This is a genomic window from Streptomyces musisoli, from assembly GCF_016741855.1.
Classification (GTDB): Bacteria; Actinomycetota; Actinomycetes; order Streptomycetales; family Streptomycetaceae; genus Streptomyces; species Streptomyces musisoli.
The window spans coordinates 602648-625077 of record NZ_JAERRH010000001.1 but is presented as its reverse complement, the minus strand read 5'-3'; the positions used below and the strand labels follow the sequence as shown (position 1 = coordinate 625077).

Annotated in this window: 29 protein-coding genes and 3 pseudogenes; 25 read left to right on the top strand and 7 right to left on the bottom strand. The window is 72.1% G+C overall.

Annotated features, from left to right (window positions below; genetic code table 11):
- Positions 1-202 precede the first annotated feature (202 nt).
- From JK361_RS02565 to JK361_RS02550, 4 genes are all read left to right on the top strand, one after another.
- Positions 203-841 carry a LysR substrate-binding domain-containing protein gene (locus JK361_RS02565; RefSeq protein WP_201813938.1) on the top strand — a complete coding sequence of 213 codons (639 nt, stop codon included), beginning with the start codon at positions 203-205 and terminating at the stop codon, positions 839-841.
- Positions 838-1602: an alpha/beta fold hydrolase gene (locus JK361_RS02560; protein WP_307787131.1), complete on the top strand. Its 765-nt coding sequence runs from the start codon at positions 838-840 to the stop codon at positions 1600-1602. The genes JK361_RS02565 and JK361_RS02560 overlap by 4 nt, the downstream gene beginning before the upstream one ends.
- On the top strand, positions 1596-2435 hold the full coding sequence (locus tag JK361_RS02555) for a class I SAM-dependent methyltransferase (RefSeq protein WP_201813937.1): 840 nt from the start codon (positions 1596-1598) through the stop codon (positions 2433-2435). Before JK361_RS02560 ends, JK361_RS02555 begins: the two co-directional genes overlap by 7 nt.
- Positions 2436-2622: 187 nt before the next feature.
- Positions 2623-3660: an adenosine kinase gene (locus tag JK361_RS02550; RefSeq protein WP_201813936.1), complete on the top strand. Its 1038-nt coding sequence runs from the start codon at positions 2623-2625 to the stop codon at positions 3658-3660.
- A 4-nt stretch (positions 3661-3664) separates the two neighbouring features.
- Here JK361_RS02550 and JK361_RS02545 read toward each other — a convergent pair.
- A pseudogene (locus tag JK361_RS02545) lies at positions 3665-4414 on the bottom strand (YhjD/YihY/BrkB family envelope integrity protein); the annotation flags it as partial.
- 501 nt (positions 4415-4915) lie between these two features.
- On the opposite strand from JK361_RS02545, the gene JK361_RS02540 reads away from it, so the two are divergent.
- Positions 4916-6229: a hypothetical protein gene (locus JK361_RS02540; RefSeq protein ID WP_201813935.1), complete on the top strand. Its 1314-nt coding sequence runs from the start codon at positions 4916-4918 to the stop codon at positions 6227-6229.
- 194 nt (positions 6230-6423) lie between these two features.
- On the opposite strand, the gene JK361_RS02535 is transcribed toward JK361_RS02540, so the two are convergent.
- Positions 6424-6918 carry a hypothetical protein gene (locus JK361_RS02535; RefSeq protein WP_201813934.1) on the bottom strand — a complete coding sequence of 165 codons (495 nt, stop codon included), beginning with the start codon at positions 6916-6918 and terminating at the stop codon, positions 6424-6426.
- Between the two features lie 264 nt (positions 6919-7182).
- On the opposite strand from JK361_RS02535, the gene JK361_RS02530 reads away from it, so the two are divergent.
- The 3 genes from JK361_RS02530 to JK361_RS02520 all read left to right on the top strand — a co-directional run bounded on the left by JK361_RS02530 (position 7183) and on the right by JK361_RS02520 (position 10431).
- Entirely contained in the window at positions 7183-7623 is a 441-nt protein-coding gene (locus JK361_RS02530; protein WP_201813933.1) for a DUF7144 family membrane protein, read from the top strand.
- A gap of 270 nt (positions 7624-7893) precedes the next feature.
- Positions 7894-9813, top strand: coding sequence for an ABC transporter ATP-binding protein (locus JK361_RS02525; protein WP_201813932.1), 1920 nt, complete (start codon positions 7894-7896; stop codon positions 9811-9813).
- A 129-nt stretch (positions 9814-9942) separates the two neighbouring features.
- On the top strand, positions 9943-10431 hold the full coding sequence (locus JK361_RS02520; protein ID WP_201813931.1) for a GNAT family N-acetyltransferase: 489 nt from the start codon (positions 9943-9945) through the stop codon (positions 10429-10431).
- A 58-nt stretch (positions 10432-10489) separates the two neighbouring features.
- Here JK361_RS02520 and JK361_RS02515 read toward each other — a convergent pair whose 3' ends face one another.
- Positions 10490-10738 (bottom strand): XRE family transcriptional regulator, encoded by a 249-nt coding sequence (locus JK361_RS02515; RefSeq protein ID WP_201813930.1) that lies wholly within the window; start codon positions 10736-10738, stop codon positions 10490-10492.
- A gap of 234 nt (positions 10739-10972) precedes the next feature.
- On the opposite strand from JK361_RS02515, the gene JK361_RS02510 reads away from it, so the two are divergent.
- Positions 10973-11164, top strand: a complete 192-nt coding sequence (locus JK361_RS02510) for a hypothetical protein (protein ID WP_201813929.1) — start codon at positions 10973-10975, stop codon at positions 11162-11164.
- Positions 11165-11369: 205 nt separating this feature from the next.
- Positions 11370-11699 carry an ANTAR domain-containing protein gene (locus JK361_RS02505; protein ID WP_201813928.1) on the top strand — a complete coding sequence of 110 codons (330 nt, stop codon included), beginning with the start codon at positions 11370-11372 and terminating at the stop codon, positions 11697-11699.
- A 187-nt stretch (positions 11700-11886) separates the two neighbouring features.
- Here the strand turns inward: JK361_RS02505 and JK361_RS02500 are convergent, their stop codons facing one another.
- Positions 11887-12282, bottom strand: a complete 396-nt coding sequence (locus JK361_RS02500; protein ID WP_201813927.1) for a winged helix-turn-helix transcriptional regulator — start codon at positions 12280-12282, stop codon at positions 11887-11889.
- Between the two features lie 54 nt (positions 12283-12336).
- Between JK361_RS02500 and JK361_RS02495 the strand changes: the two genes are divergently transcribed.
- The 3 genes and pseudogenes from JK361_RS02495 to JK361_RS40960 all read left to right on the top strand — a co-directional run.
- A complete protein-coding gene (locus tag JK361_RS02495; RefSeq protein WP_201813926.1) occupies positions 12337-12969 on the top strand; it encodes an NAD(P)-dependent oxidoreductase in 633 nt (210 codons plus the stop codon).
- Positions 12966-13076: pseudogene (locus tag JK361_RS42320) on the top strand (IS481 family transposase); the annotation flags it as partial. The gene JK361_RS02495 and the pseudogene JK361_RS42320, both read left to right, overlap by 4 nt.
- Positions 13077-13095: 19 nt before the next feature.
- Positions 13096-13242: pseudogene (locus JK361_RS40960) on the top strand (IS481 family transposase); the annotation flags it as partial.
- Here the strand turns inward: JK361_RS40960 and JK361_RS02485 are convergent.
- Entirely contained in the window at positions 13239-13796 is a 558-nt protein-coding gene (locus JK361_RS02485; protein ID WP_201813925.1) for an HdeD family acid-resistance protein, read from the bottom strand. The pseudogene JK361_RS40960 and the gene JK361_RS02485 overlap by 4 nt on opposite strands.
- 188 nt (positions 13797-13984) lie before the next feature.
- Between JK361_RS02485 and JK361_RS02480 the strand changes: the two genes are divergently transcribed.
- The 8 genes from JK361_RS02480 (at position 13985) to JK361_RS02445 (ending at position 19810) form a co-directional block, all read left to right on the top strand.
- Positions 13985-15046, top strand: coding sequence for a YihY/virulence factor BrkB family protein (locus JK361_RS02480; protein ID WP_201813924.1), 1062 nt, complete (start codon positions 13985-13987; stop codon positions 15044-15046).
- 51 nt (positions 15047-15097) lie between these two features.
- Positions 15098-15637 carry a phosphatase PAP2 family protein gene (locus tag JK361_RS02475; RefSeq protein WP_201813923.1) on the top strand — a complete coding sequence of 180 codons (540 nt, stop codon included), beginning with the start codon at positions 15098-15100 and terminating at the stop codon, positions 15635-15637.
- Positions 15638-15873: 236 nt separating this feature from the next.
- On the top strand, positions 15874-16245 hold the full coding sequence (locus tag JK361_RS02470; RefSeq protein ID WP_307787127.1) for a phage holin family protein: 372 nt from the start codon (positions 15874-15876) through the stop codon (positions 16243-16245).
- Complete coding sequence (locus JK361_RS02465; protein ID WP_201813921.1) at positions 16242-16721, top strand: DUF3618 domain-containing protein; 480 nt, start codon at positions 16242-16244, stop codon at positions 16719-16721. The genes JK361_RS02470 and JK361_RS02465 overlap by 4 nt, the downstream gene beginning before the upstream one ends.
- A 367-nt stretch (positions 16722-17088) precedes the next feature.
- On the top strand, positions 17089-17463 hold the full coding sequence (locus tag JK361_RS02460) for a DUF2231 domain-containing protein (RefSeq protein ID WP_372448673.1): 375 nt from the start codon (positions 17089-17091) through the stop codon (positions 17461-17463).
- On the top strand, positions 17447-17989 hold the full coding sequence (locus JK361_RS02455) for a DUF1360 domain-containing protein (protein ID WP_201813920.1): 543 nt from the start codon (positions 17447-17449) through the stop codon (positions 17987-17989). The genes JK361_RS02460 and JK361_RS02455 overlap by 17 nt, the downstream gene beginning before the upstream one ends.
- A 61-nt stretch (positions 17990-18050) precedes the next feature.
- Positions 18051-18623 carry a Chromate resistance protein ChrB gene (locus tag JK361_RS02450; protein WP_201813919.1) on the top strand — a complete coding sequence of 191 codons (573 nt, stop codon included), beginning with the start codon at positions 18051-18053 and terminating at the stop codon, positions 18621-18623.
- 26 nt (positions 18624-18649) lie between these two features.
- On the top strand, positions 18650-19810 hold the full coding sequence (locus JK361_RS02445; protein ID WP_201814238.1) for an MFS transporter: 1161 nt from the start codon (positions 18650-18652) through the stop codon (positions 19808-19810).
- 17 nt (positions 19811-19827) lie between these two features.
- Here the strand turns inward: JK361_RS02445 and JK361_RS41965 are convergent, their stop codons facing one another.
- A complete protein-coding gene (locus JK361_RS41965) occupies positions 19828-19959 on the bottom strand; it encodes a hypothetical protein (protein ID WP_262418101.1) in 132 nt (43 codons plus the stop codon).
- Positions 19960-20024: 65 nt separating this feature from the next.
- Here JK361_RS41965 and JK361_RS02440 point away from each other — a divergent pair, with 65 nt between their 5' ends.
- The 4 genes from JK361_RS02440 to JK361_RS41960 all read left to right on the top strand — a co-directional run bounded on the left by JK361_RS02440 (position 20025) and on the right by JK361_RS41960 (position 21938).
- Positions 20025-20243 (top strand): phosphatase PAP2 family protein, encoded by a 219-nt coding sequence (locus tag JK361_RS02440; RefSeq protein ID WP_201813918.1) that lies wholly within the window; start codon positions 20025-20027, stop codon positions 20241-20243.
- Between the two features lie 224 nt (positions 20244-20467).
- Positions 20468-20908, top strand: coding sequence for a hypothetical protein (locus JK361_RS02435; RefSeq protein ID WP_201813917.1), 441 nt, complete (start codon positions 20468-20470; stop codon positions 20906-20908).
- The gene (locus JK361_RS02430) at positions 20905-21807 is read left to right on the top strand and encodes a DUF8832 domain-containing protein (RefSeq protein ID WP_236052322.1); all 903 of its coding nucleotides are present in this window, start codon (positions 20905-20907) and stop codon (positions 21805-21807) included. Before JK361_RS02435 ends, JK361_RS02430 begins: the two co-directional genes overlap by 4 nt.
- Positions 21804-21938: a DUF8832 domain-containing protein gene (locus JK361_RS41960; protein ID WP_268983109.1), complete on the top strand. Its 135-nt coding sequence runs from the start codon at positions 21804-21806 to the stop codon at positions 21936-21938. Before JK361_RS02430 ends, JK361_RS41960 begins: the two co-directional genes overlap by 4 nt.
- 57 nt (positions 21939-21995) lie before the next feature.
- On the opposite strand, the gene JK361_RS02425 is transcribed toward JK361_RS41960, so the two are convergent.
- A complete protein-coding gene (locus tag JK361_RS02425; protein ID WP_201813916.1) occupies positions 21996-22382 on the bottom strand; it encodes an ArsR/SmtB family transcription factor in 387 nt (128 codons plus the stop codon).
- Between the last annotated feature and the right edge of the window lie 48 nt (positions 22383-22430).

Genomic DNA, 22430 nt, shown 5'->3' with positions numbered 1-22430 from the left:
AACGATCACCGACCAACGATCACCGACCAACGATCACCGACCAACGATCGCCGCCCCTCGATCGCAGACCACCGATCGCAGACCACTGATCGCCGACCACCGATCGAGAACGGCCGGCCGCAGACCACCGATCGAGAACGGCCGGCCGGAGACAACCGGCCGCAGACAACCGGCTCAAGCAGACCGACCGAGGAAGCCTGCCATGCCCGAAGCATCCCAGACCGTCACCGACAGCCGGCTCGTCCGGCTCGGCTACCACGGCTCCACGACGGTGGTGTCCGACATCATCCGGCTCGCCGGCCGGGACGAGGCCGCCGTGCGCCTGTCCGAGTACGACATCGGCGACCCGTTCGCCGAGGTGCGTGCCGGCCGGCAGGACGTGATGATCGCCAAGTTCGCCGTCCGGGAACCCGACCTGTTCACCACCCGCACCCTGACCGAGGACGCCCGTGCCGTCGTCGTCGCGGCCGACCACCCGCTCGCCGCCCGCGACCACGTCTCCGTGGAGGACGTCGCCGCCTACGACTGCTTCGACCGGCCCGGCGACTTCCCGGCCTACGTCTGGGACGAGGTGGTCCCGCCGCACACCCCCGCGGGCCGCCCCCTCCACCGCCGCCACCGGGTCTCGACCGTCCCCGAGATGATGCGCCTCGTGGCCACGGGCGCGGGCGTGCACCTGTCGGTCATCTCCCTCGCCGACCTCGCCCCGGCCGGCGTACGGGTCGTCCCCGTCCACGACCTGCCGCCCGCCCCGGTCACCCTCGCCTGGCCGCGCGAGCGGGAACTGCCCTCGCACATACGGGACTTCATCGCGGCGGCGGAGCAGGAGGCCGCCCGGTGACCGGCGTCCCCGTCGTCCTCCTGCACGCGCTGTCCCTGCACGCCGGCATGTGGCGGGAGCCCGCCGACGCCCTGCGCGCCCGGGGCCACTCGGTGCTCGCCGTCGACCAGCGGGGCTTCGGCACCACCGCCCTCGGCACCGCCGACCCCTCGCTCGACGTCGTGGCCGACGACCTGGCCCGCACCCTCGACGACAACGGCGTCGACCGGGCCGTCCTGGTGGGATCCTCCATGGGCGGCTACACGGCCATGGCGTTCCTGCGCCGCCACCCCGACCGGGTCGCCGGCCTGGCCCTGCTCGCCGCCCGCGCCACCGCCGACAGCCCCGAAGCAGCCGCCCGGCGCCACCGCTTCGCCGACCTCGTACAGCAGGAGGAACCCCGGCGGCAGCTCCTGGCGCAGACCACCCCGATGCTGGTGGGCGCGACCACCCGGGCCACGCGCCCCGAAGTGCTGGCCCGCGTCCTCGCCGACGTCGAGGCGGCCGACCCCGCCGCACTGGCCTGGGCCCAGCGGGCGATCGCGGCCCGCCCCGACTCCACCGACGTGCTGCGCACCGCCCGGGTGCCCGCCCTCGTCATCGCCGGGACCGAGGACGAACTGGTGGCCGCACCCGAATCCAGGCACGTCGCCGACACCCTGCCGTACGGGCGCCTCGTGACCGTGCCCGACGCCGGTCATCTGCCACCCCTGGAGACGCCCGGCGCCGTCACCGACGCCCTGCACGCCTTCCTCACCGAGATCGGAGCCCCGGCATGGTGACCCGCGACCACGCCGAGTGGGGCTACACGACCTCCACCGGGCTCGGCTTCACCCACCACACCGTCGTCGACGCCCACTTCCGCGCCTGCGAGGACACCTACCTGGCCCTGCTCCACGAGGCCGGTCTGCCGCCCGGCGGGCACATCCTCGACGCGGGCTGCGGCTCCGGCGACTATCTGCCGCACCTCGCCGCCCTCGCCGGGCCGGGCGGCCGGATCACCGCCGTCGACCTCGCCGAGGAGAACGCCCGGCTCGCCGCCGCCCGCACCGCCGAATGGCGGCCGCCCTGCCCGGTGGACGTCCGCCAGGCCGACCTGCGCGCGCTGCCGTACCCGGACGACACCTTCGACGCCGCCTGGTGCGCCAACACCACCCAGTACCTCGACGACGACGAACTCGGCACCGTACTCGCCGAGTTGCGGCGCGTGGTGCGCCCCGGCGGCATCGTCGCCGTCAAGGACCTGGACGCCCACCTGATCACCGCCCGGCCCGGCGACCCCTACCTGTTCACCGACTTCTTCCGCACCGCCGGCGCCACGCCCGGCTACGCCCGCCAACTCCTGCGCTCCCGCGAGCTGTACCGCCACCTGAAGAGCGCCGGACTCACCGGTGTGCGCCAGCGGACCGTCCTCATCGAGCACCACGCGCCGCTGACGGACGCGGCCCGCACGTTCTACTCGATGGCCTGCGCGCAACTCGCCGGCCAGGCCCTCGATCTGGGCCTGAGCGCCGACTGGCGGCACTTCGCCGACCCCGCCGGCTCCGGCCACCCGCTCGACGACGCCGACGCCTATATCAGCGAGGGCAACGTCCTCGCAGTCGGCGCGGTGTGACGCGGGGCGCGGAGCCGGCACGGCCCCGCCGGGACGCACCGGCGGGGCCGAGGCGTTCGGCTCCGCCGCGAGCGTCACGACCGTCGCGCCCGGGCCGGATCAACTTGCCGTAATTTTCAGCAAGTTCTTGCTGCGGCGGGGAGCTGCTGGTTGACTCGGCTGATCGCGACGGCCCGAGAGGAAAACGATGACCACCGACACCGACGTCCTGGTCCTGGGCGGCGCGGGCGTGGACACGATCGTCCATGTCCCCGAACTGCCGCTCCCCTTCGCCGACAGCTACATGATCCGCCCCGGTATCACGGCCCGCGCGGGACAGAGCGGCGACTTCGTCGCCCTCGGCCTCACCGCGCTGGGGCTGCGCACCCACCACCTCGACATGATCGGCGACGACGTCGAGGGCGGCCTGGTCCGCGCCCTGCACCGGGACAACGGCATCCCGCTCACCGCGATCCCGCAGCCCGCGGGCACCAAGCGCGCGGTCAACCTCGTCGGCCCCGACGGGCGACGGCTGTCCCTCTACGACGACACCCGTTCGGGCGCCGCGGACCGGTTCCCGGAGGCGACGGTGCGCGAACTGGCCGCCACCAGCCGCCACGCCCACGTCGTCATCACCCCTCCCTGCGCGCAGGCGCTGCCCCTGCTCCGCGAGGCCGGCCTCACCGTCTCGACCGACCTGCACGACTGGGACGGCGCGAACCCGTACCACGAGCCGTTCGCCCTGGAGGCGGACGTCGTCTTCCTGTCCACCACCGCCCTGGCCGACCCGGAGCGCACCATGCGCGACATCGCCGCCCGCGGCCGGGCCAGGATCGTCGTGGCCACCGCCGGTGCGCAGGGCGCCCGTCTGCTGGCCGACGGCGAGCTGACCCACGTACCGGCGGTGGCACCTCCCGCCCCGGTGGTGGACTCCAACGGGGCGGGCGACGCCTTCGCCGCCGGCTTCCTGCTCGGCTGGCTGAACGGTGAGGACCCGCGACGCTGCGCCGGGTACGGGGCGATCGCCGGCGCCCACGCCTGCACCGTCCCGGCCACCCGCACCGAGGCCATCACACGGGCCGAACTCCTCGCCCGGGCCGGGGGGCGCCCCGGCGCTACGGTTTCCTCGCCCTCGCCCTCGCCCTCGCCCTCGCCCTCGCTCTCAACCTCGCTCTCGCCCTCGCCAGATGCCGGCGCAACGGCGGCTCCTCCGCCAGCACCGCCCCGATGGTCACCCCGAAGGTGATCGCGGCGGCCACCACGATCAGCCAGGACAGCAGGACGAGGACCAGACCGAGGGAGCCGTACTCCGCGAGGGACCGGTTGAGCGCGCCCGGCATGTACAGCCGTGCGGTCAGGCTGAGCGCGGTCATGGCGGCCGAGACCAGCAGCGCGCCCGGCAGGAGCGGCAGCCAGTGGACGCGGCCCGCGAGCAGCAGGTGCTGCGTCCACAGCCAGACCCCGATGCCCATCAGGAAGACGAGCGGGGTACCGAGCCAGAGGCCGGCACCGAAGCCGTCGCGTACCGGGCCCGACACCAGGACGACCACCACCAGTGCGAGCAGCCACACCACCCAGCGCCAGGCGGCGATCCGTGTGCCGGCCTTCGGCAGCCGCCAGGCGCGGGTACAGACTCGGGCCATGGCACGGCTGAAACTGGTCGCGGAGAGCAGGATGATCACCAGGCTGACGGCTCCGCTCGTCTGCTTGAGGCTGCCGTCGGTGGCCGGCGTGAGGACCTGCTGCACCTGCTGCTCGGCGGGACCCGTCAGGCCGAACAGGCTGCGCAGTGAGTCGGAGAGCTGGTCGCGGACGGCGCGCGGCGCGAACGCGGCGACGGCGAACAGCAGGGGGATACAGGCCAGGAACGCCTGAGCCGCCAGTCTGGTGGCCGCGTCCAGGACGTTCACGGACAGCAGGCGGCCGGTCAGCGCGGTGAGCACGGGAAGCCGCCGTTCGGCGTCGGCGCGCAGCCGTTTGAGCCGCGCCGTCCACGCCATACCGCCTCCCGACCGGCGCGCTGCCCCGCCGCAGGACAGTCCTCGTCGTACGCCAGTCAAAGCGGCCCGCCCGGCGGAGGGCCAGCGGGGCTGGACCGATCGGGCGCCCGGACGCCACCGCGTCCGGGGCGCGCCCGGCGACGGGCTGCCGGACCGGTCCCGTCCGGCGCCTCCCCCTGTGCGCGGCAAAGGATCCAGGGGCGCACGCCCGGTACCTGCCGCAGGTTCGTGCCGACGGCGATCCGAACGGCCCCCTCCCGCCCGCGCATCCGAACGGCCTCCTCCCGCCCGCGCATCCCAACGGCTCCCTCTCTCGCCTGCGCATCCCGAACGGCCCCCTCCCGCTCGCGCATCCGAATGGGCCTCTTCCCGTCCGCGCATCCGAACGGCTCCCTCTCTCGCCCGCGCATCCGAACGGCCCCCTCCCGCTCGCGCATCCGCCCCGCTGCGGTTCGGCTTGCAGAAGAAGGGACGGATCGATCTGGAGGCCTGGAGGTACGGGTGGCGGACGGCGGAGCACGCGCGGACGAGCCTGCGGAACGGGCCACGATCCAGGAACTGCGGGCACGGATCGCGGCCCTGGAGAGCCAACGCGCCCGGCCGCCCCGGCATCACGTCAGGTCCTTCGTCGCCGCGGTGCTCATCGTCGTCGGCTGCCTCCTCGCCCCGCTCTCCGTGGTCGCCGCCTGGGCCGCCGACGAGCTGGGCGACACCGACCGCTACGTGGCCACGGTCGCCCCGCTCGCCTCGAACCCCGACGTGCAGAACGCCGTCGCGAACCGGGCCACCGACGCGCTCATGAGCCACATCGACCTGCCCGCCCTGCTCGCGGACGTGGCCCCGCAGGACCGGCCCCGGCTCCAGCAGGCTCTCGGCGGCCGGCTCGGCGACGCGCTCGAGAACGCGGTACGCAGCTTCGTCCACGACCAGGCGCGCAAGATCGCCGCGTCGGACGCCTTCAAGACCGTCTGGACCGACGCCAACCGCGACATCCACAGCGCCCTCGACAAAGCCATCACCGGAAGCGGCGGCGGCGCGGTGCAACTCCACAACGACTCCGTCACGCTCGACCTGGCTCCCGTGCTGGACCGGCTAAAGCAGCGACTCGTCGACGCGGGGATCGGCGCCGCCGCACACATCCCCGAGGTGCACACCGACCTGACCCTGGTCAGATCCGACCAGATCGGCAAGATCAAGACATACGTCCGGATCCTCCAAATCGCCGGGAACTGGCTGCCGGTGCTCGCCGTCGTCCTGGTGGCCGCCGGTGTGCTGCTCTCGGTACGGCGCCGCCGGGCCCTGGTCGCCGGCTGCCTCGGTGTCGCCGTAACCACCGGGATCCTCGGCATCGGACTGCGGATCTTCCGCGTGCTCTACCTCGACCGCTTGCCGGCCGGCGTCTCCCCGGGGGCGGCCGGCGCCGTGTACGACGCGCTGACCCACTTCCTCCAGACCACCGTGCGCATGGTCGTGGCCCTCGGTGTGATCATCGCCCTGGCCGCCTGGCTCTCCGGTCCCGGCAGGCACGCCGGGCTCGTGCGCCGGCTGTGGACCTCGGGCATCGGCGCGGTGCGCGCCACCGCCGACCGTGGCGGGCTGCGCACCGGCCCGGTGGGTCCCTTCGTGCGCCGGTACCGCACGTGGATCACCTGGATCCTGGTCGTGGCGGCACTGCTGGTCTACCTGCTGTGGTCGTACCCCACCGGCTGGGTGGTGGTCGGTATCGCCCTGTGCCTGCTGTTCCTGCTGGCCGTCGTCGAGTTCCTGGCGGCGGCGCCGTCCGACGCGGAGAAGGGCGCGAAGGCGCCCGCCTGACGCCCCCGGGCCGCGGTGCCCCGCGGCCCGGCCCGTTCAGAGCGGTCTCGTTCAGAACCGGCCGGTCCCCGTGCAGAGCGGTCTCGTTCAGAACCGGCCCGGGTCCGTCCAGAACAGTCTCGTTCAGAACCGGCCGGGCCCGTGCAGAGCGGTCCCGTTCAGAGCCGGCCCGGGCCCGTGCAGAGCGAGCCCGTTCAGAACCGTACGGCCCTGGCGACCTCGGTCTTCACGGTTCCGGAGAGCTTGCGGTTGCTCTGTGCCTTCGCTTCGCCGGACGATCCGGCCGCGACGTCACGGACCGTCACCACGACCACGTCCAGCAGATTCCCTCCGGTGTCCCGGAAATCGACCTGCACGGCGAACGACTTCTCCTTGTCCGCGGTGTTGTCGGCCGTCACGGTGACGGTGCTGTGCCCGCCGTCCGTCCCGGTGGCACCGAGCCGCACGTCGTCCTTGGCGTCGATGCCGCCCTTGACCTCGTCGAGTCTGCGCCCGGCCTCGGCGGTGGCCGAGGCCAGGGCCTCGGCGGCCTTGTTGCCCGCGGACGCGGCGGCGGAGGCCGCCTTGCTCGCCGCCTTGCTCGCGGCGTCCGACCCGGAGCCGCCGCCGTCCGAGCAGCCGCCCGCGCCGGCCGCGAGCAGCGTCGTCAGCAGGGCGGCCGTCGCGCCCCGCACCCTGTGTCCGGTCATGCCGCAGTCTCCCTGCTCGCCCTCGGTCGGGCGTCTCCTCAGAGTGAAAGGCAGCCGGACGGCACACGCACGTCCAGGCCCGCCCGCACGGGGTGGCGAAGCACGCCACCGCCCCCGCGACGGCCGCGGTGCGGGCGGGGCGCCCGTCGTCACCCGTCACCCGTTCGGCCTAGTGCCGGTGGCCGGTCACCCGTCCGGCCCTGAGGGTCGAAGCAGTCAGGCGGACGTCCCGTACGCCGTCTGCGGTGAGAAGGGAGCGCCACCATGGCCGCACAGCCCCGTGCCGGAGCACCCTCCGGCGGCAGTCGTCCCCCCGCCCCGAGCACTTCCCTGGCCACCGGCGGTGTCGCCTTCGCCGGTGTGCTGTTGCTGCTGAACGGCATCATGGCGATCTTCCAGGGCATCTCCGCGATCGCCGTGGACGACGTCTACGCCCGCTTCGGCAGCTACATCTACAAGATCAACCTGACCGGCTGGGGCTGGATCCTGCTGGTCCTCGGCGTCATAGCCGCCGCAGCCGGCTGGGGCGTCCTCGTCGGCGCCGCATGGGCCCGCGTGGCCGGCATCGTGATGGCGTCCCTGAGCCTGCTGGCGCAGTTCCTCTTCCTGCCGTACTCGCCGGTGTGGTCCGTGATCATGGTGGCCCTCGACGTGTTCGTCATCTGGGCGCTCACGACCTACGAGCCGGGGACCCCCGCAACCTGACAAGCGGTATCGGTTCCCGACTCCGAAGCCGACTCCGACTCCGATGCCGACGGCGACTCCGATGCCGACGGCGGCTCCGATGCCGACGGCGAGACCCTCCCCGGCGACTCGACGGCGACGGCGAGACCCCTCCCCGGCGACTCGACGGCGACGGCGAGACCCCTCCCCGGCGACTCGGCGGTGTCCGGTTCTCGCCGGTCCGCGGTAAATGCCTGGACTGAGTGCCTCCCCTGACGGGAAACTTCCGACTTCCGAACCTCCGGGAGTGTGATGGGGACGACAGAGTCGCGAGGGCCGACGCCGGGCAGGAGCGCGGTCGTTCTGGCACTGCGCCGCTACGGCCGAGAACTACTGCGACTACGACGGCTGGCCCTGCCCGCGCTGCTGCTGCCGGCCGTGGGCAACATCGGCATCCGCTACGTCGCCCCCCTGCTGATCGCCAAACTGGCGGGACAGGCCGCCGACGAAGGCGGTCTCACCCTCGGCTCGGCGCTGCCGTACGTGCTCGGTTTCGGAGTGACGCTGCTGCTCGCCGAGGCCGTGTGGCGGGTCGGGCAGCACTGCCTGAACCGCGTGGACGCCCTCGGCATGGAGCGCCTGTACGTGAGCGGCATGGACGAACTCCTCGCCAAGGACGCGGCGTTCTTCCACGACAACTTCGCCGGTTCCCTGACCAAACGGGTGCTGAGCTTCGGCAAGCGCTTCGAGGATTTCGTCGACACGGTGACGTACCGGATCGTGGGCAGTCTCGTCCCCCTGGTGTTCGGTGCCGTGGTGCTGTGGAGCTACGAACCGATGCTCGTCGCCGGCCTCCTGGTGATGATCACGCTGACCGTGGTGGCCGCGACCCCTCTGATTCGCCGCCGGCAGAGACTCGTCAACGAGCGTGAGGCGGCGATCGCCCGGGTCTCCGGTCATGTCGCCGACAGCCTCGTGAACATGGAGACCATCCGGGCGTTCGCGGCCGAGGGGAGGGAGGCCGACGAACACCGCGGCCGCGTCGCCGATTCCCGGCGCCTGACGCTCAGGTCGTGGGACTACGGCAATCTGCGCGTCGACACGCTGATCGCCCCCATGTCCGTGCTGACCAACGTGCTGGGTCTGTTGGTCGCCGTCGCCTTCGGTGGCCCGGGCCGGGGAGTGGAGGAGGTTGTCGTCGCCTTCACCTACTACTCCAACGCGACCGAGATCATGTTCGAGTTCAACCAGATCTACCGGCGTCTGGAAAGCTCGATGACCGAGGCCGCGCAGTTCACCGAGCTGCTGCTGGATCCGCCCACCGTGCTCGACCCGACGGAACCCGAACCGCTCGCACCGCGCGACACCGGCATCCGCTTCGAGGCGGTGACCTTCGCTTACACGGGGGCGAAGCCGATCTTCCTGGGGCTTGACCTGGACGTGCCCGCGGGCGCACGTGTCGGTCTGGTCGGCAGGTCCGGCGGCGGCAAGACCACACTCACCCGGCTCCTGCTGCGGATGTCGGACATCGACGACGGACGCATCCTGATCGGTGGGCAGGACATCAGCCGGCTGCGCCAGAGCGACCTGCGCTCGCTGATCGCCTACGTCCCGCAGGAACCCGCCATGTTCCACCGCAGCCTGCGGGACAACATCGCCTTCGCCCGGTCCGGCGCCACCGACGAGGAGATCCACGCCGCGGCCGCCGCCGCGCACGTCACGGAGTTCGCCGACCAGCTCCCCGACGGCTTCGGCACCCTGGTGGGGGAGCGCGGGGTGAAACTCTCGGGCGGCCAGCGCCAGCGCGTCGCTCTCGCCAGGGCCATCCTGCGTGACGCCCCGATCCTGCTGCTCGACGAGGCGACCAGCGCACTGGACTCGGAGAGCGAACTCCTCGTCCAGGACGCCCTGTGGCGGTTGATGGACGGGCGTACCGCCCTCGTGGTCGCCCACCGCCTGAGCACCGTCGCCGGCATGGACCGTCTCGTCGTCCTCGACCGCGGAAGCGTCGTCGAGCAGGGCACCCACGAAGAACTGCTCGCGGCGGACGGCGCCTACGCCAAGCTGTGGCAGCACCAGTCGGGCGGCTTCCTCGGCGAGAGCTCCGTGCCGGCCCTCGGACGCCGGGCCTCGGAAGCCGGTCCCCGCGGGCTGCCCGGCCCGGCCGGCCCGGCGCCGGACGGGGACCGCGGGACGCCGTCGCACGCTCCCGCGAACACCGGGCCCACGTGATCCACGACGCGGTGGAGACGTGATCGGTCGGGGCCTGGGCGAGTGTTTCCCGGGAGCGGTGCGGGAGCGCGCGCCCGGGCGGCCGGCCCGCCGCACGAAGGCGCTTCCCGGTGCGGCATACTCGGCCCGATGAGTTCACGTACCACCCCGATCAGCCGGCCGGTCACGATACGGAGGGCCGTCGGGCGGGATGCCAAACGGCTCACGCGGCTCGTGCGCACCTCGGGCGCCTACGAGGGCAAGTACGCGGCGGCGGTCGCGGGCTACCGGGTCGGTCCCGATTACATCGAGGCCCACCGCGCCTTCGTCGCCGTCGGCGCCGACGACCATGGAGGCCGGGTGCTCGGGTTCTACTCGCTCGTCCTCGCCCCACCGGAGCTCGACCTGCTGTTCGTCGCCGACGAAGCGCAGGGACGGGGTATCGGACGACTCCTCGTCGAGCACATGCAGTCCGAGGCCCGTGCCGCCGGGCTCGACCGCGTCAAGGTCGTGTCGCATCTGCCCGCCCAGGGCTTCTACCACCGCACCGGCGCAGTGCGGACCGGGACCGCGCGCGCGAACCCGCCCGCCGTGCCGTGGGACCGTCCCGAATTCGAGTTTCGCATTCCTCCTGAATGACGCGGGTGTGCCGCCACCTGGCACGATATCCGTGTGGCCCTTGCGCCTGGCTGCTGCGTCACACTTGCTGCCCGGCGTGGGCCACGGCCCGACGGTCCCTGTTCACCCCGAGCACCGCGGGCAACGGCAGCGACAGCGCCCGTGCCAGTTCGGTGAGTTCTTCCCGCGTCGGACGGATCGGCCCTTCGGCTCCGTCCTCGGCGAACGCTTTGATGCGAGGGGCGCGGATACCGGTCGCATAGGCGAGCGCCTCGGCACTCAGGTGCTGCCGACGCATCGCATCCGCAAGCAGTTCAGCCAGGTCCATAGCAATCTCCTCTGGCACCGTGGCCGCGGCGCACCGGGACGTGCCCCGCGCGTCGGCCGACCGATTGGACACATGGGTCCCGTATGCCCGGAGTGCCGTGGCATGAACTGCCAAGGCCCCCTGCCGTGAACCATCCCCGCTCCGGTGGTCACCAGACCTTCACACGGGCCGGCTGCTGGCTGGGGAGCGGGTGGACACCCGTTGAGGTGTTGCCGGCCGGAGGGATGTTCCACCGTGATCGCCGTCGCTGTGTTGCTGCTGCCTGTACTGGGCCTGCTGCTCTACGGAATGGACCGCATCGAGGACTGGCTGCCGGGCCGGCCGAGGGCGGCCCGGCACGCCCGTGGGCGTCATCTGCGTCTGGTCCACAGCACCCGCCGCCCGCGGGACGCTGATCGGACACCGCGCTACCGCGACGTGGCCTGATCACGCCCGTTGCTGCAGCCGCCCGAGCGGCTGCTCGTCGGCGAGCGGGTTCGGCAGCCGGCCCCGTCGACTCTCCGGGCCCGGGTTCGGAGAGGTCACCTTCCCGGCCATAGTGCTGTGACGTCCTGCCGCAGAAGGGATGCCGTGGAAGGGTGAGGGCAGGCGACTATGCGTCCCAGCTCCGCCGACACCCACGGTGATACCTATGGCCTCACCCACGCCTCCTGGCCGAGAACCCGCTGCTGGTCCCCGCGTCGACGACCTCGTGCACGAGGTTGAGCGGTTGCGGGTGGAGGTCGAGCAGTTGCAGCGGGCGGTCGCCTCTCACGCCGTGGTGGATCAAGCGATCGGGGTGCTCGTGACGATGGCGAAGATCAGTCCCCAGGACGGGTTCACGGTGCTGCGCGAGGTATCGCAGCACACCAACACCAAGCTCTCCTCGATCGCCGAGCAGATCATCGAGCACGCGCGGGGCGCCGCCCTGCCCGAGACGGTCCTGGCCGAACTCCACAGAGCCCTCGCCCGCCGGAGGTGACCGACGCGGCCATGAAGAGGGTTCATTTCGCCGAGGGCGGATCCACGGGCTGCCGCCGAGGAAGACGCCACGCGCGGCCCGCCGACAACGACTTCACGCTGCTGTCGGGGCAGCAGATGCAGCCCGGCCGTCCACCGCGTCGACGCGGACCGGGCTGCCTCCGTGCGAGCAAGGTGGCGCACGCCGGCTAGGTGTTGCGGGTCAGGACGTTATTGACAGGTGGATCGTCCTCTGGATGGTCTGCGCGCTCGCGGGCATCGACGAGTTCGTCCCAGTGCTCGGCGGTCCAGGCGTAGACGTCCAGGAGGATGGAGAGGAGGCTTTGCCCGAGTGGGGTGAGGCTGTAGCCAGGGGATTCCGCGTCGGCGTCGCGGGTGATGAATCCGTCGCGGTCGAGTGACCGCAGTGCTCGGGTGAGCTCTTTCGGGCTTGTCCTCGGCAGCGCCCTGCGCAGCTCGCTGAAGGGCTGCGCTCCCTCGCCGAGCAGACGCATGATCAAGGGTGCCCACTTGTTCTGCATCCGAATGGGCAGCATTGAAGAGGGGCATAGTTCGTCAAACGTCTCGGGCGAGAGCCGGCTCATAGTCCAAGGGTAGGTACCCGATCGGTAACCGGTGGCTCGCCTAGCGTCGAGCCCATGATGACGATCGTGATCTTCGGGGCAGGCGGAATGACCGGCAGCAGCGCAGTGGCCGAGGCGGCCTCACGCGGGCACCACGTGAGGCCGTTGAGGAGTGCGGACGCGGACATCACCGACCCGCAAGCCGTGGCACGTGCCGCAGCTGGGCACGATGCCGCGATCGCAGGCGTGGCACCCGCTGAGGCTGACCCGGGAGACTTCTTCCCAGCGGTGGCAGACGGCCTGGTGACCGGGCTGCAGAAAGCGGGGGTCTCTCGGCTGGTCTGGGTGAGCATCGCCTCGCTGCTGCCCGATGCCGCCGGGGTCCCGCCCGTCGACACCGGCAGCTTTCCCACGGAGTACCGACCCTTCTCGCTGGGCCACCGCACTGCGCTGGAGACGTTCAAGGCGTCTGGTCTGCAGTGGACAGCGGTGAGCCCCGCAGGAGACTTCGCCACGGACACGCCGGCCATCGGCGGATACACCCTCACCGAGGTAGGCGACCTGACCACTCGAATCACCCATGCTGACCATGCCCGCGCGCTGGTCGACTTGGCTGAGCGGTCTGGCTTGCGCGGAGCGCATCTCGGGGTGGCCCCGCAATCTCCCGGCGCGGCAGGATCCGTTGCCGGCAGGGCGGAACATCGGTGACCCACCGCAACGCGCCCCTGTCGCCCGAGGGCCGACGTCGTCTGATCGAACGCTGCGCGAGTCGGCCGATCGCCCACGTGGCAGCCGAGATGGGGATCTCACGGGCGTGCGTCGACGTGACACTCCTGGACCTCCGAAGACCAGCGTCGCGGAGCCCTCGCCATCTGGAACATCCACTACGACTACCACCGGCCCCACAGCGGAGCAGCCAGCCAACCGTCGGCCACTCGACTACCCCGGAGCGTCACCAACGTCCTGGCCTCGTACAGCTAGGCGTGCCGGGCGTGGTGGGCCGAATGCGCTGCGATGGTGCCGTTCAGTCGCCAGGCGGTGCCCAGAACCAGCGCGCCCGAGATCAGCGCGTAGAGGCCGATGACCTGGGCGACGGTGATCGCCCCCACGTCGGGCCGGGTCCAGATCAGCACTCCGGCGATCACGGATGCGGCGCCGGCCAGGAACAGCAACCACTCATGGTGCAGCTCCCGGCGGAAGCGCACAGCCGCCCAGACCTCCACGATGCCGGTGATCACGGCCCACGCGCCGACCAGGGTGACCAGCGCCAGCGCGGTCACGCCGGGCCAGGCGATGGTGATCACCCCGGCCGCGATGCCCAGGAAGCCGCCCACCGCGTGGGCCAGCCGGTGTCCGTTGTCGCCTTCTTTGCGGAAGGCGCTCGTCAGCAGCGCCAGGCCGTCGACGAGCGCGTACGCGCCGAACAACAGCGCCAGTGCCAGTACCGTCACCCCCGGCCACACCAGTGCCGCGATCCCGAACAACAACGCCGCGCTACCTCGCAGTACCAGTGTCCACATCAGCTGCCGACGCACTCGTTCATCCCTTCGCTCGACCGACTGGTCTGTCACGCGTACCCCAAGTTCCCTGCCGTACGGCCGGGGTGGCGAGGCCGCGGGAAGTGCGGGTACCCACGCAGTGCGCATCGTTCGCACGCGTGAGGTTGCACGCATGGGGCGCCTGTGGTGGCGTGAGCGGGGCCGCTGGGGGTTACCCGACGCGTATGGCGAAGTTGCATCTTCCAGGGCGGAAAGCGCACGACAGCGGCGACGAGGCGCAGGCTCGCCGGGCGGTGACCGAGGAGGCTGGGCCCGGGCCCGAGGTGGAGCGCCGGGCACCCGATACGCCGGCGAAGCTGCCGAAGGGGGCCTGGCGCGGTGTACTCAAGGGGGCGCTGAGGGAGTTCAAGGACGACGAGCTGACCGACCGCGCCGCCGCCTTGACGTACTACGGGGTGCTGTCGTTGTTCCCGGCACTGCTGGTGCTGGTCTCGCTGCTGGGCATCACCGGCAAGTCGGCGACCGACGCGGTGCTGGCCAACATCAGGAAACTGGCTCCCGGTTCGGCCAGGGACATCATCACCCGGGCCGTGGAGCAGCTGCAGAGCAACGCAGGGACCGGCTCCGTCATGGCGGTTGTCGGCATCCTGCTGGCGGTGTGGTCGGCTTCCGGCTATGTGGCCGCGTTCATCCGGGCGGCGAACGCCGTCTACGACATGCCGGAAGGCCGGCCCGTGTGGAAGATCCTTCCCGTACGCCTGGCTGTGACCGTCGTACTGATGGTGCTGGCCGTGGCCAGTGCGCTGATCGTGGTGTTCACCGGCGGTCTGGCCCGCCACGCAGGGGCCGCGCTGGGTATGGGTGACATAGCGCTGACGGTGTGGTCGATCGCCAAGTGGCCCGTCCTGATCGTCCTGGTCACCGTCATGATTGCCATCCTGTTCTGGGCGAGCCCGAACGCGAAGGTGAAGGGCTTCGAATGGATCACGCCGGGCAGCTTCCTCGCCCTGCTCATCTGGATGATCGCCTCGGCCGGGTTCGCGTTCTACGTCGCGAACTTCGCCTCCTACAACAAGACGTACGGCACCATGGCCGGCGTCATCGTCTTCCTCGTCTGGCTGTGGATCACCAACCTCGCCATCCTGCTGGGCCTGGAGTTCGACGCGGAGACCGTACGCCAGCGGGCCATCGCGGGTGGCCTGCCGCCTGACACCGAGCCCTACACCCAGCCCCGCGACACCCGGAAGTGGGACGAGGACGACCGACGGCGCCTGGACGGCGGGTGACCCTTGACGATCTCGGGAATAGGTCCTTGACCTGCGGGATATCCGCCCTTCATGAGGCTTATGGCGCAGTTGCGCGACATCGACCGGGCACTGACCAAGCAGGCGGCCCGCATGCCACCGGGCGTCGGCCGGGTGCTGTCGGCGGTTGAGGAAATGGCCGAGAGCACAAAACTGTGGTGCGGCGCCGCGGCCGCGATGGCGTGGCTGGGCGGGTGGCGCGGCCGCAAGGCGGCGGCCACCGGTCTGGCCGCCTTGGTCGTCGCGCAACTGGTCTCGAACGGCCTGTGCAAGCAGCTGGCCGACCGGCCCAGGCCGCCCAAGGAGTGGTTCCCGCACGACGAGGCCGATGACCGCCCCGACTCCTCCTCCTTCCCCTCCGGGCACACCGCCGCGGCGGTGGCTTTCACCGCGGCCGTCGCCCCCACGTGGCCGGCCGCAGGTGCCGTGTGCGCGGTGCCCGCCGCGATGGTGGCCCTCGAGCGGGTGCAGAGCGGCGCCCACTACCCGAGCGACGTCGCTACCGGCGCCGCCATCGGCCTGAGCAGCACCTGGCTCATCCGACGTGCGCCCCGCCTGATCCTGCGTCACTGACCGGAGCGGCCGGCGGCCGGCTGCGGCTCGCGGAGCCGGGCAGGGTCCGCCGCCGCACCGTCTACCTGAACTCGCCTGTTCGGGGTACTCGATCGGTCGTCGGACATGGCCGGGCGCAGCCTGCGCCCGGCGTGCAGCAACCACAGAGGGACAAAGGGGAGGTGACCGCCGTGTCGAGCACGGAGGCCCACCGTGCGGGACCCGGGCCGAGCGCGGACGGCTCCGGTGAGGAGCCGGTGAGCGAGCTGGTGCAGCGGGCCTCGCAGCAGCTGACCGAGCTGGTGCGCGGTGAAATGAGGCTGGCGCAGGCGGAGATGAAGGAGAAGGGCAAGCACTACGGCAAGGGAGGCGGACTGTTCGGTGGTGCCGGCGTCGTCGGTTTCCTGATGCTGCAAGCGCTGGTCGCCACGGCGATTGCCGCGGTAGCGGTGGCGGTGCCGGTGTGGGCCGCCGGGCTCATCGTCACCGCGGTGCTGGGTGTGATCGCCGCAGTGCTGGCCATGAGGGGAAAGAAGCAGGTCGACCAGGCCGCGCCGCCCACGCCCGAGCAGATGGTCGAGAACGTGAAGGCCGATGTGGCCGAGATCAAGGAGAGTGCACACCGATGACCCAGCCGCCTCACGACAAGCCCACCGCCACCAGCCCCGACGAACTGCGCGAGCAGGTCGAGCAGACGCGTGCCGAACTCGGGCAGACGGTCCAGGCGCTCGCCGCTAAGACCGATGTGAAAGCGCGCGCCCAGGACAAGGCCGCCGAAGTCAAGGAACAGGTTGCCGCGAAGGCCGGCGAGCTGAAGGAGAACGCCGTCCTCAAGGCCGGGGAACTGAAGGAGAAGGCCACACACCTGGCCCACCAGGCACAGGACCGGGTGCCCGAGCCGGTCAAGGACAAGGCCACCCAGGTTGCCGAGCAGACCCGGGCGAAGGCGGCCCAGGCCGGTCAGCAGTGGCAGGACAGGGCGCCCGAGCCGCTACGGCAGCGGACCGCCCGTGGTGCGCGGCTGGCACGGGACAACCGGAAGGCGCTGCTGACAGCATCGGGCCTGGCCGTCCTCGCGTGGATGGCCTGCCGCCGGAGGCGGTGACCCTGGGTGAAGGCACGGAGATCGCCTGAGTTCGGGCGCCCGCAACGCCGAGTCGGTGGCACGGCTCGGCGCCTTCCCACCGTTTGCCCCGCTGCGCAGGTGTACTGACCTGACCTGCGCGATGGTGATGGCGGCCGGGCGCGTCCAGAGCAGCACCCCGGCGATGATCGGCCGGAGAGTTCAGCACCTCCCGACCTGGCGACCCGCACCGTGCCCCTCGACGAGGCGGCGCGGGCCTGCGAGATGTTCAAGAGGAGAACGAACGGCTGCGCACGCGTGGTGAACCGGCCGGGCGACTGACGGGATGGTCCGTCGCGGGTGCCCCGGCTCCTGTTTGCCGTCCGCCCAGGTGGGGACCCAGCCGACCATGAGGATGATGCCAGGCCGGCGACAGCTGCGGCAGAGCCGCGTCCTGCGGCTGCTGGACCGCCTGGAGCGGGAGCCGAGGGCCGATGCGGTGATCGACGCGGTCCGCAAGGGGGTGCGGGCCCTGCCGCTCGGCGACGGGCGGGACCTCCTGCACGGCAGGTGGCTGGGGCACCCGGTGCATCCGCTGATGGTGCAGGTGCCGATCGGCAGCTGGCTGTCGGCGGCGGTATCGGACCTGTACCGTGGCCGCTCCCGCGAGGCGGGTCTGCTGGTCGGCGTCGGCCTGGCCTCCGCCGCTCCCGCCGCCCTGGCGAACGGGGCTGAAGCGGAGCAGCGACGCATGGAGACGGGAGCCCATGGACACGGCAGCTGACGGCCGCCTCGCGCGACGTCTGCAGGGGCTGGTGCAGCGGACCGGGAAGCGGTACGCGGCGGAGCACGACCGGCCGCTGGGCGGCTACGTCGCGGCCATGGCGGGCTTTGCCGCGTACACGACCGCGTGGGCCACCGCCGTACGGGTGCGCGGTCGGCCGCTGCCCGACCGGCCTGAGCCGTGGGACGTGGTCCTGACCTCGGTCGCCACGTTCCGGCTCAGCCGGCTGCTGACCAAGGCATCGGTCACCAGCCCCTTGCGTGCGCCCTTCACCAGGTACGTCGCCGCGCAGGGCCCGGCCGAGCTGCACGAGGAGGCACAGTCCGAGGATGCCAGGCACAGCGTCGGAGAGCTGGCGACCTGCCCCTTCTGCATGAGCGTCTGGGTGGCGTCCACCCTGACCGCCGGCCAACTCCTGTGGCCGCGCGCGACACGCACCGCGATGGGCGCGCTGGCCGCTCTGGCCGGGGCGGACACGCTGCAACTGGCATACAGCGCGCTGATCGAGAAGACAGCCGGCGAGTGACCCGGCAGCGGAAGGCGGTGCCACGAGTCAGGGAGGCGGACGGACGCGCCACGGGCAGGGCATGGTGAGCCCGAGCGCAGAACCGGGCAGTCGCTGGCCCATTCTCGTGATCAAGCCGGCCGCCGAGCCGTCCCGGCACCGGGTGGCGGTCTGGCGGGAGCTGCGCAGGATCGGTGCGCTCTCGCTCGGCCAGGGCGTGTGGGCCGTTCCGGACGTACCCGTCTTCGCCGACGGCATCGCCCGGGCGATCGCGCTCACAGAGCAGGCCGGCGGACAGGCGGTGACCCTGAACGCGTCCGGACGCGGGCCCGAGGACGCTGCCCGCTTCCAGGCGCTGTTCACGGCCGCCAGGTCCGCCGACTGGGCGGAGTTCCTGGCAGACTGCGGCAAGTTCGGGGCGGAGCTGGCCAAGGAGATCCGCATCGCCGAGTTCACCCTCGCCGAGCTGGAGGAACAGGAGCAGTCGCTGGAGCGGCTGCGGCGCCGGCACCGCGACCTGACCGCCCGCGCTGTGTACGGCGCCCCGGAGGCGGCCGAGGCGGGCAAGCGGCTCAAGGAGTGCACCGCAGCCTGCGAGGACCACGCCGAGCGCGTCTTCCGCGCACTGCACCAGGCCCCCGAGGGGGAGCAGTGACGGCGCGGCCGGCGTCGGCCCGGCAGATGTGGCCGCTGTACGCGGCCGGGTTCACCACGGCCTTCGGCGCGCACGGCATCGCCGCCAACCTCGGCGGTCACGCGGCGGGCGCGGTCACCTCGTTGCTGGTGCTGGGCGGGCTGCTCGCCCTCTACGACGGCGCCGAGGTGCTCCTCAAGCCGCTCTTCGGCACCCTCGCGGACCGGGTCGGTGCCCGCCCCGTGCTGCTCGGAGGGCTCACCGCCTTCGCGGCGGCGTCCGCGTTGTACGCCGTGGCGGACAGCCCGGGCTGGCTGTGGGCGGCCCGGCTGGGGCAGGGCGCGGCGGCCTCCGCGTTCTCGCCGTCCGCCTCCGCCCTGGTCGCCCGGCTCAACCCGGCCGCCAAGCACGGACGTGCCTTCGGCAGCTACGGCTTCTACAAGTCCATCGGTTACACGCTCGGCCCGCTGCTCGGCGGTGTCCTGGTCTGGGCCGGTGGTCTGCGGCTGCTGTTTGTGGTGCTGGCGGTGCTGGGCGGGGCGGTGGCGGTGTGGGCGGCGGTCGCCGTCCCCGTCGTACCGCCCCTGCCCAAGGCCCGGCAGACGGTGCTGGACCTGGCCCGTCGCCTGGCCGATCCGGCCTTCCTCGCTCCGACGTCCGCGCTGGCCGCGGCGACCGCGGCCCTGTCGGTGGGTGTGGGCTTCCTGCCCGTCTCGGGCAGAGCCGCCGGGCTGGGCACGATCGCCACCGGGGCCGCAGTGTCGGTGCTGGCCGCCTGCGCGGCCGTCGTCCAGCCGAGGGCCGGACGGGCACTGGACGACGGACGGCTCACGACGCGTGGCGGGCTGGCCATGGGGCTGCTGGTCACCGCCGGCGGCCTGGCCTGCGCGATGCTGCCGGGCCTCGCCGGGATCCTCGTCGGCGCCGCTCTGATCGGTGTCGGTACGGGACTGATCACCCCGCTGGGCTTCGCCGCGCTGGCCGCGAGCACCCCCGCGGAGCGTCTCGGGCAGACCATGGGCGCCGCCGAACTCGGCCGCGAACTCGGTGATGCGGGCGGGCCCCTGCTGGTAGCCGTCGTCGCCTCGTTCGCCACGCTCACGTACGGATTCGGGGTGCTCGCGGCTCTGATCGGGATCGGCGCGGTGGTCGCGTTTGTGCGCCGTCGCGCGATGTCGGCCGTACCCGAGCCCGGCACGGAGAAGTGAGGGTTTCTCCACGCTGGTCAGTCCGGGTGTCTGCAGCGCAGCAGATGCCGGAGCGCGAGTGCGGCGCCGAGGGCGCCGAGGGCGATGACTGCGCAGAGCTGGTAGTGGGTGATCTCGTCGTGGACGGCGGTGATGTGGGTGCCCGCCATGTGGGCGAGGGTTGCCCACAGGCCGACCCACAGCGCGGCCCCGAGGGCGTTGAAGGGGCGGGGCCATGCCCTCCTACCCCTCCCGGCACGCCGCCCGTTCCGCCGCAGCTGTCACCTTCCTCAGCGTCCTCTCCCCGCACCGCGCCGAGGACTACCAGTGGATGCAGGACGAGGTCCTCTACTCCCGCCTCTACATGGCCGGCCACGTCACCAGCGACCTCACCGCCGGCACTCTCCTCGGCGACCTGATCGGCGACTACGAACTCGCCGTCAGCGGACACTGACCCCCCTGAAGCCCTGGCGATCTGCCCGCCCCGCGACTCACGTGGGGCGGGCAGGGCCTGTGCGGACGGCACCTGCCCGACGCCTGCGTACGCGGCACCGCCTGGGTGCGCGGGGGGACGTCCGGGGATGTCATGGGGCACACCTCGGACCCGACTCGCGCAGTCGATACCCGGCCGGGGTATGGTCGTACGGCGACATGAACGAAACGGGAAGAGGCATGGCCATGGACAGCGCACAGGCAGGCGGGCGGGGCGTCCGCCGGCTGCTGGCGGTGTGCGCGGTGCTGTTCGGGCTCTTCTTCATGCACGGAGCCCCGGCCACGGCCGCCGAGGGCTGCCACGGCGCCATGACTGCGGCCTCCCCGATGACCAGTGGCCACGACACCGCCGCACTGCTCAGGGCCCACCCACCGAGCGGGCGCGGTCCCGGCTCCGCCGTCCGGGCCGCCGACCACTCCGGGATGCCCGGAGTGCTGTGCGTGTCGACCCCCGCCCACGAGCGCATCCCCCTGCCCGCGCCCGGCCTGCTCGCCGTGGCATGTGCCGCCGTGCTCGCCCTGCTGACGCTGACCCGACTGCGGGCAGTGGCCGGCGCCCAGGGGCGGCGCGGACCACCGGGTGGCGGACGAGATCTCCTGCTCCAGGTGTGCATCGCGCGGACGTGACAGGCGCACGCCGGGCCCGGCCCCAGGCCGGAACCGGCACCGTGTCCTGCTCGTATCCGCGCACCACCGGTGTGGTGCGCCCACCCGGAAAGATCCCCGCTTCGATGGTCACCTCGTACCGTTTCACCGCGCGCCACCGCGGCCTCGCAGCGGTCGGCGCCGCAGCCGCTCTCGCGCTGACGCTGGCCGCCTGCGGTTCCTCCAGCAACTCCTCGTCCATGCCGGGCATGGCCCACGGCGGCACGTCCTCCGCGTCCTCCTCGCCCAGCACGTCGCCCTCGATGGATGACATGCCCGGCATGGATCACATGGCTTCCGGCAACGGCCTGTCCGACACCCAGGACGGCTACCGCCTCACCTCCAAGGACACGACTCCGCCGCCCGGCAAGCAGAACGCCTACCGGTTCACGGTCACGGGCCCGGACGGCAGGCCGGTCACCGGCTTCGCCCTCGACCAGACCAAGCGGATGCACTTCTACGCGATCCGCTCCGATCTGACCGGATTCCAGCACGTCCACCCGGCCATGGCCGCCGACGGCACATGGACGGCTGCTCTGTCCTCCCTCACACCGGGCTCCTGGCGCCTGTTCGCCTCCTTCACTCCCGACGCCGGGCCTGGTAAGGGCAAGGACTTCGTGCTCTCACGCACCGTCACCGTGCCCGGAAACGCCACCAGGACCCCGCTGCCCGCACCGGCCGCCGGCACGCAAGCCGACGGGTACACCGTGACCGTCAAGGGCGAGCCCATGGCCGGCATGGCGCACCCGCTGACCGTCTCCATCGCCAAGGACGGCAAGCCGGTCACCGACCTGCAGCCCTACCTGGACACCTACGCCCACCTGACCGCCTTCCACGAAGGCGACGCCGCGTTCGCCCACCTCCCCCGACCACCAAGGTGAGCGGCGACCACGGCGGCCCCCATCTGGCCTTCCACGCCGAACTGCCCACCTCCGGCAACTGGCGGCTGTTCCTGCAGTTCCGGACCGGCGGCACGCTCCACACCGCCGCCCTGACCCTGCGCGTCGGCTGAGCCCCCCGGGGGCGCCGCCCGCCCGGCGGCGCCCCCGCGCCCCGTCCCGGGTGAGGCTCAGCGAACCCCGGCTGCCACCTCGGTGGTGGCCGGGGTGTCGCGCAGGCCCAGCCGCAGGTGCTCGACATGGTGGAGGGCCTGCTCCAGCAGGTCGGCCACGTGGTTGTCGTAGAGCGCGTAGATGACCGAGCGGCCCCGGCGTTCGGTCGTGACCAGGCCGAGATTGCGCAGCAGGCGCAGCTGGTGGGAGCAAGCGGACTGTTCCATGTCGACGGCGTCGGCGAGTTCCGTCGCCGCGCACGGGCCCTCCTGTAGGTGGGCCAGGATCCGCAGGCGGGACGGTGTGGCGAGCGCCTGAAGAGTGGCGGCCACGTCGGCGGCGCCCACGGCCTCCAGGCGCTCGCGCGCGGTGGCGGTGGTCTTTCCGTCAGCTCCATGCCCCATGGCCTTCATCCTACGGAGAAGCATCCATGAACACATGAATGAGTCTTC

Coding starts and splice junctions, on each gene's coding strand:
- JK361_RS02500 (WP_201813927.1), bottom strand. CDS start 12,282: ATGAGCCGGCTCTCGCCCGAGACGTTTGACGAACTATGCCCCTCTTCA.
- JK361_RS02475 (WP_201813923.1), top strand. CDS start 15,098: ATGAGGCTTATGGCGCAGTTGCGCGACATCGACCGGGCACTGACCAAG.
- JK361_RS02435 (WP_201813917.1), top strand. CDS start 20,468: ATGGACAGCGCACAGGCAGGCGGGCGGGGCGTCCGCCGGCTGCTGGCG.
- JK361_RS02530 (WP_201813933.1), top strand. CDS start 7,183: ATGGCCGCACAGCCCCGTGCCGGAGCACCCTCCGGCGGCAGTCGTCCC.
- JK361_RS02520 (WP_201813931.1), top strand. CDS start 9,943: ATGAGTTCACGTACCACCCCGATCAGCCGGCCGGTCACGATACGGAGG.
- JK361_RS02445 (WP_201814238.1), top strand. CDS start 18,650: ATGTGGCCGCTGTACGCGGCCGGGTTCACCACGGCCTTCGGCGCGCAC.
- JK361_RS02555 (WP_201813937.1), top strand. CDS start 1,596: ATGGTGACCCGCGACCACGCCGAGTGGGGCTACACGACCTCCACCGGG.
- JK361_RS02565 (WP_201813938.1), top strand. CDS start 203: ATGCCCGAAGCATCCCAGACCGTCACCGACAGCCGGCTCGTCCGGCTC.
- JK361_RS02525 (WP_201813932.1), top strand. CDS start 7,894: ATGGGGACGACAGAGTCGCGAGGGCCGACGCCGGGCAGGAGCGCGGTC.
- JK361_RS02425 (WP_201813916.1), bottom strand. CDS start 22,382: ATGGGGCATGGAGCTGACGGAAAGACCACCGCCACCGCGCGCGAGCGC.
- JK361_RS02480 (WP_201813924.1), top strand. CDS start 13,985: ATGGCGAAGTTGCATCTTCCAGGGCGGAAAGCGCACGACAGCGGCGAC.
- JK361_RS02550 (WP_201813936.1), top strand. CDS start 2,623: ATGACCACCGACACCGACGTCCTGGTCCTGGGCGGCGCGGGCGTGGAC.
- JK361_RS02460 (WP_372448673.1), top strand. CDS start 17,089: ATGAGGATGATGCCAGGCCGGCGACAGCTGCGGCAGAGCCGCGTCCTG.
- JK361_RS02455 (WP_201813920.1), top strand. CDS start 17,447: ATGGACACGGCAGCTGACGGCCGCCTCGCGCGACGTCTGCAGGGGCTG.
- JK361_RS02465 (WP_201813921.1), top strand. CDS start 16,242: ATGACCCAGCCGCCTCACGACAAGCCCACCGCCACCAGCCCCGACGAA.
- JK361_RS41965 (WP_262418101.1), bottom strand. CDS start 19,959: ATGGCGGGCACCCACATCACCGCCGTCCACGACGAGATCACCCACTAC.
- JK361_RS02535 (WP_201813934.1), bottom strand. CDS start 6,918: ATGACCGGACACAGGGTGCGGGGCGCGACGGCCGCCCTGCTGACGACG.
- JK361_RS02515 (WP_201813930.1), bottom strand. CDS start 10,738: ATGGACCTGGCTGAACTGCTTGCGGATGCGATGCGTCGGCAGCACCTG.
- JK361_RS02450 (WP_201813919.1), top strand. CDS start 18,051: ATGGTGAGCCCGAGCGCAGAACCGGGCAGTCGCTGGCCCATTCTCGTG.
- JK361_RS02440 (WP_201813918.1), top strand. CDS start 20,025: ATGCCCTCCTACCCCTCCCGGCACGCCGCCCGTTCCGCCGCAGCTGTC.
- JK361_RS02495 (WP_201813926.1), top strand. CDS start 12,337: ATGATGACGATCGTGATCTTCGGGGCAGGCGGAATGACCGGCAGCAGC.
- JK361_RS02505 (WP_201813928.1), top strand. CDS start 11,370: ATGGCCTCACCCACGCCTCCTGGCCGAGAACCCGCTGCTGGTCCCCGC.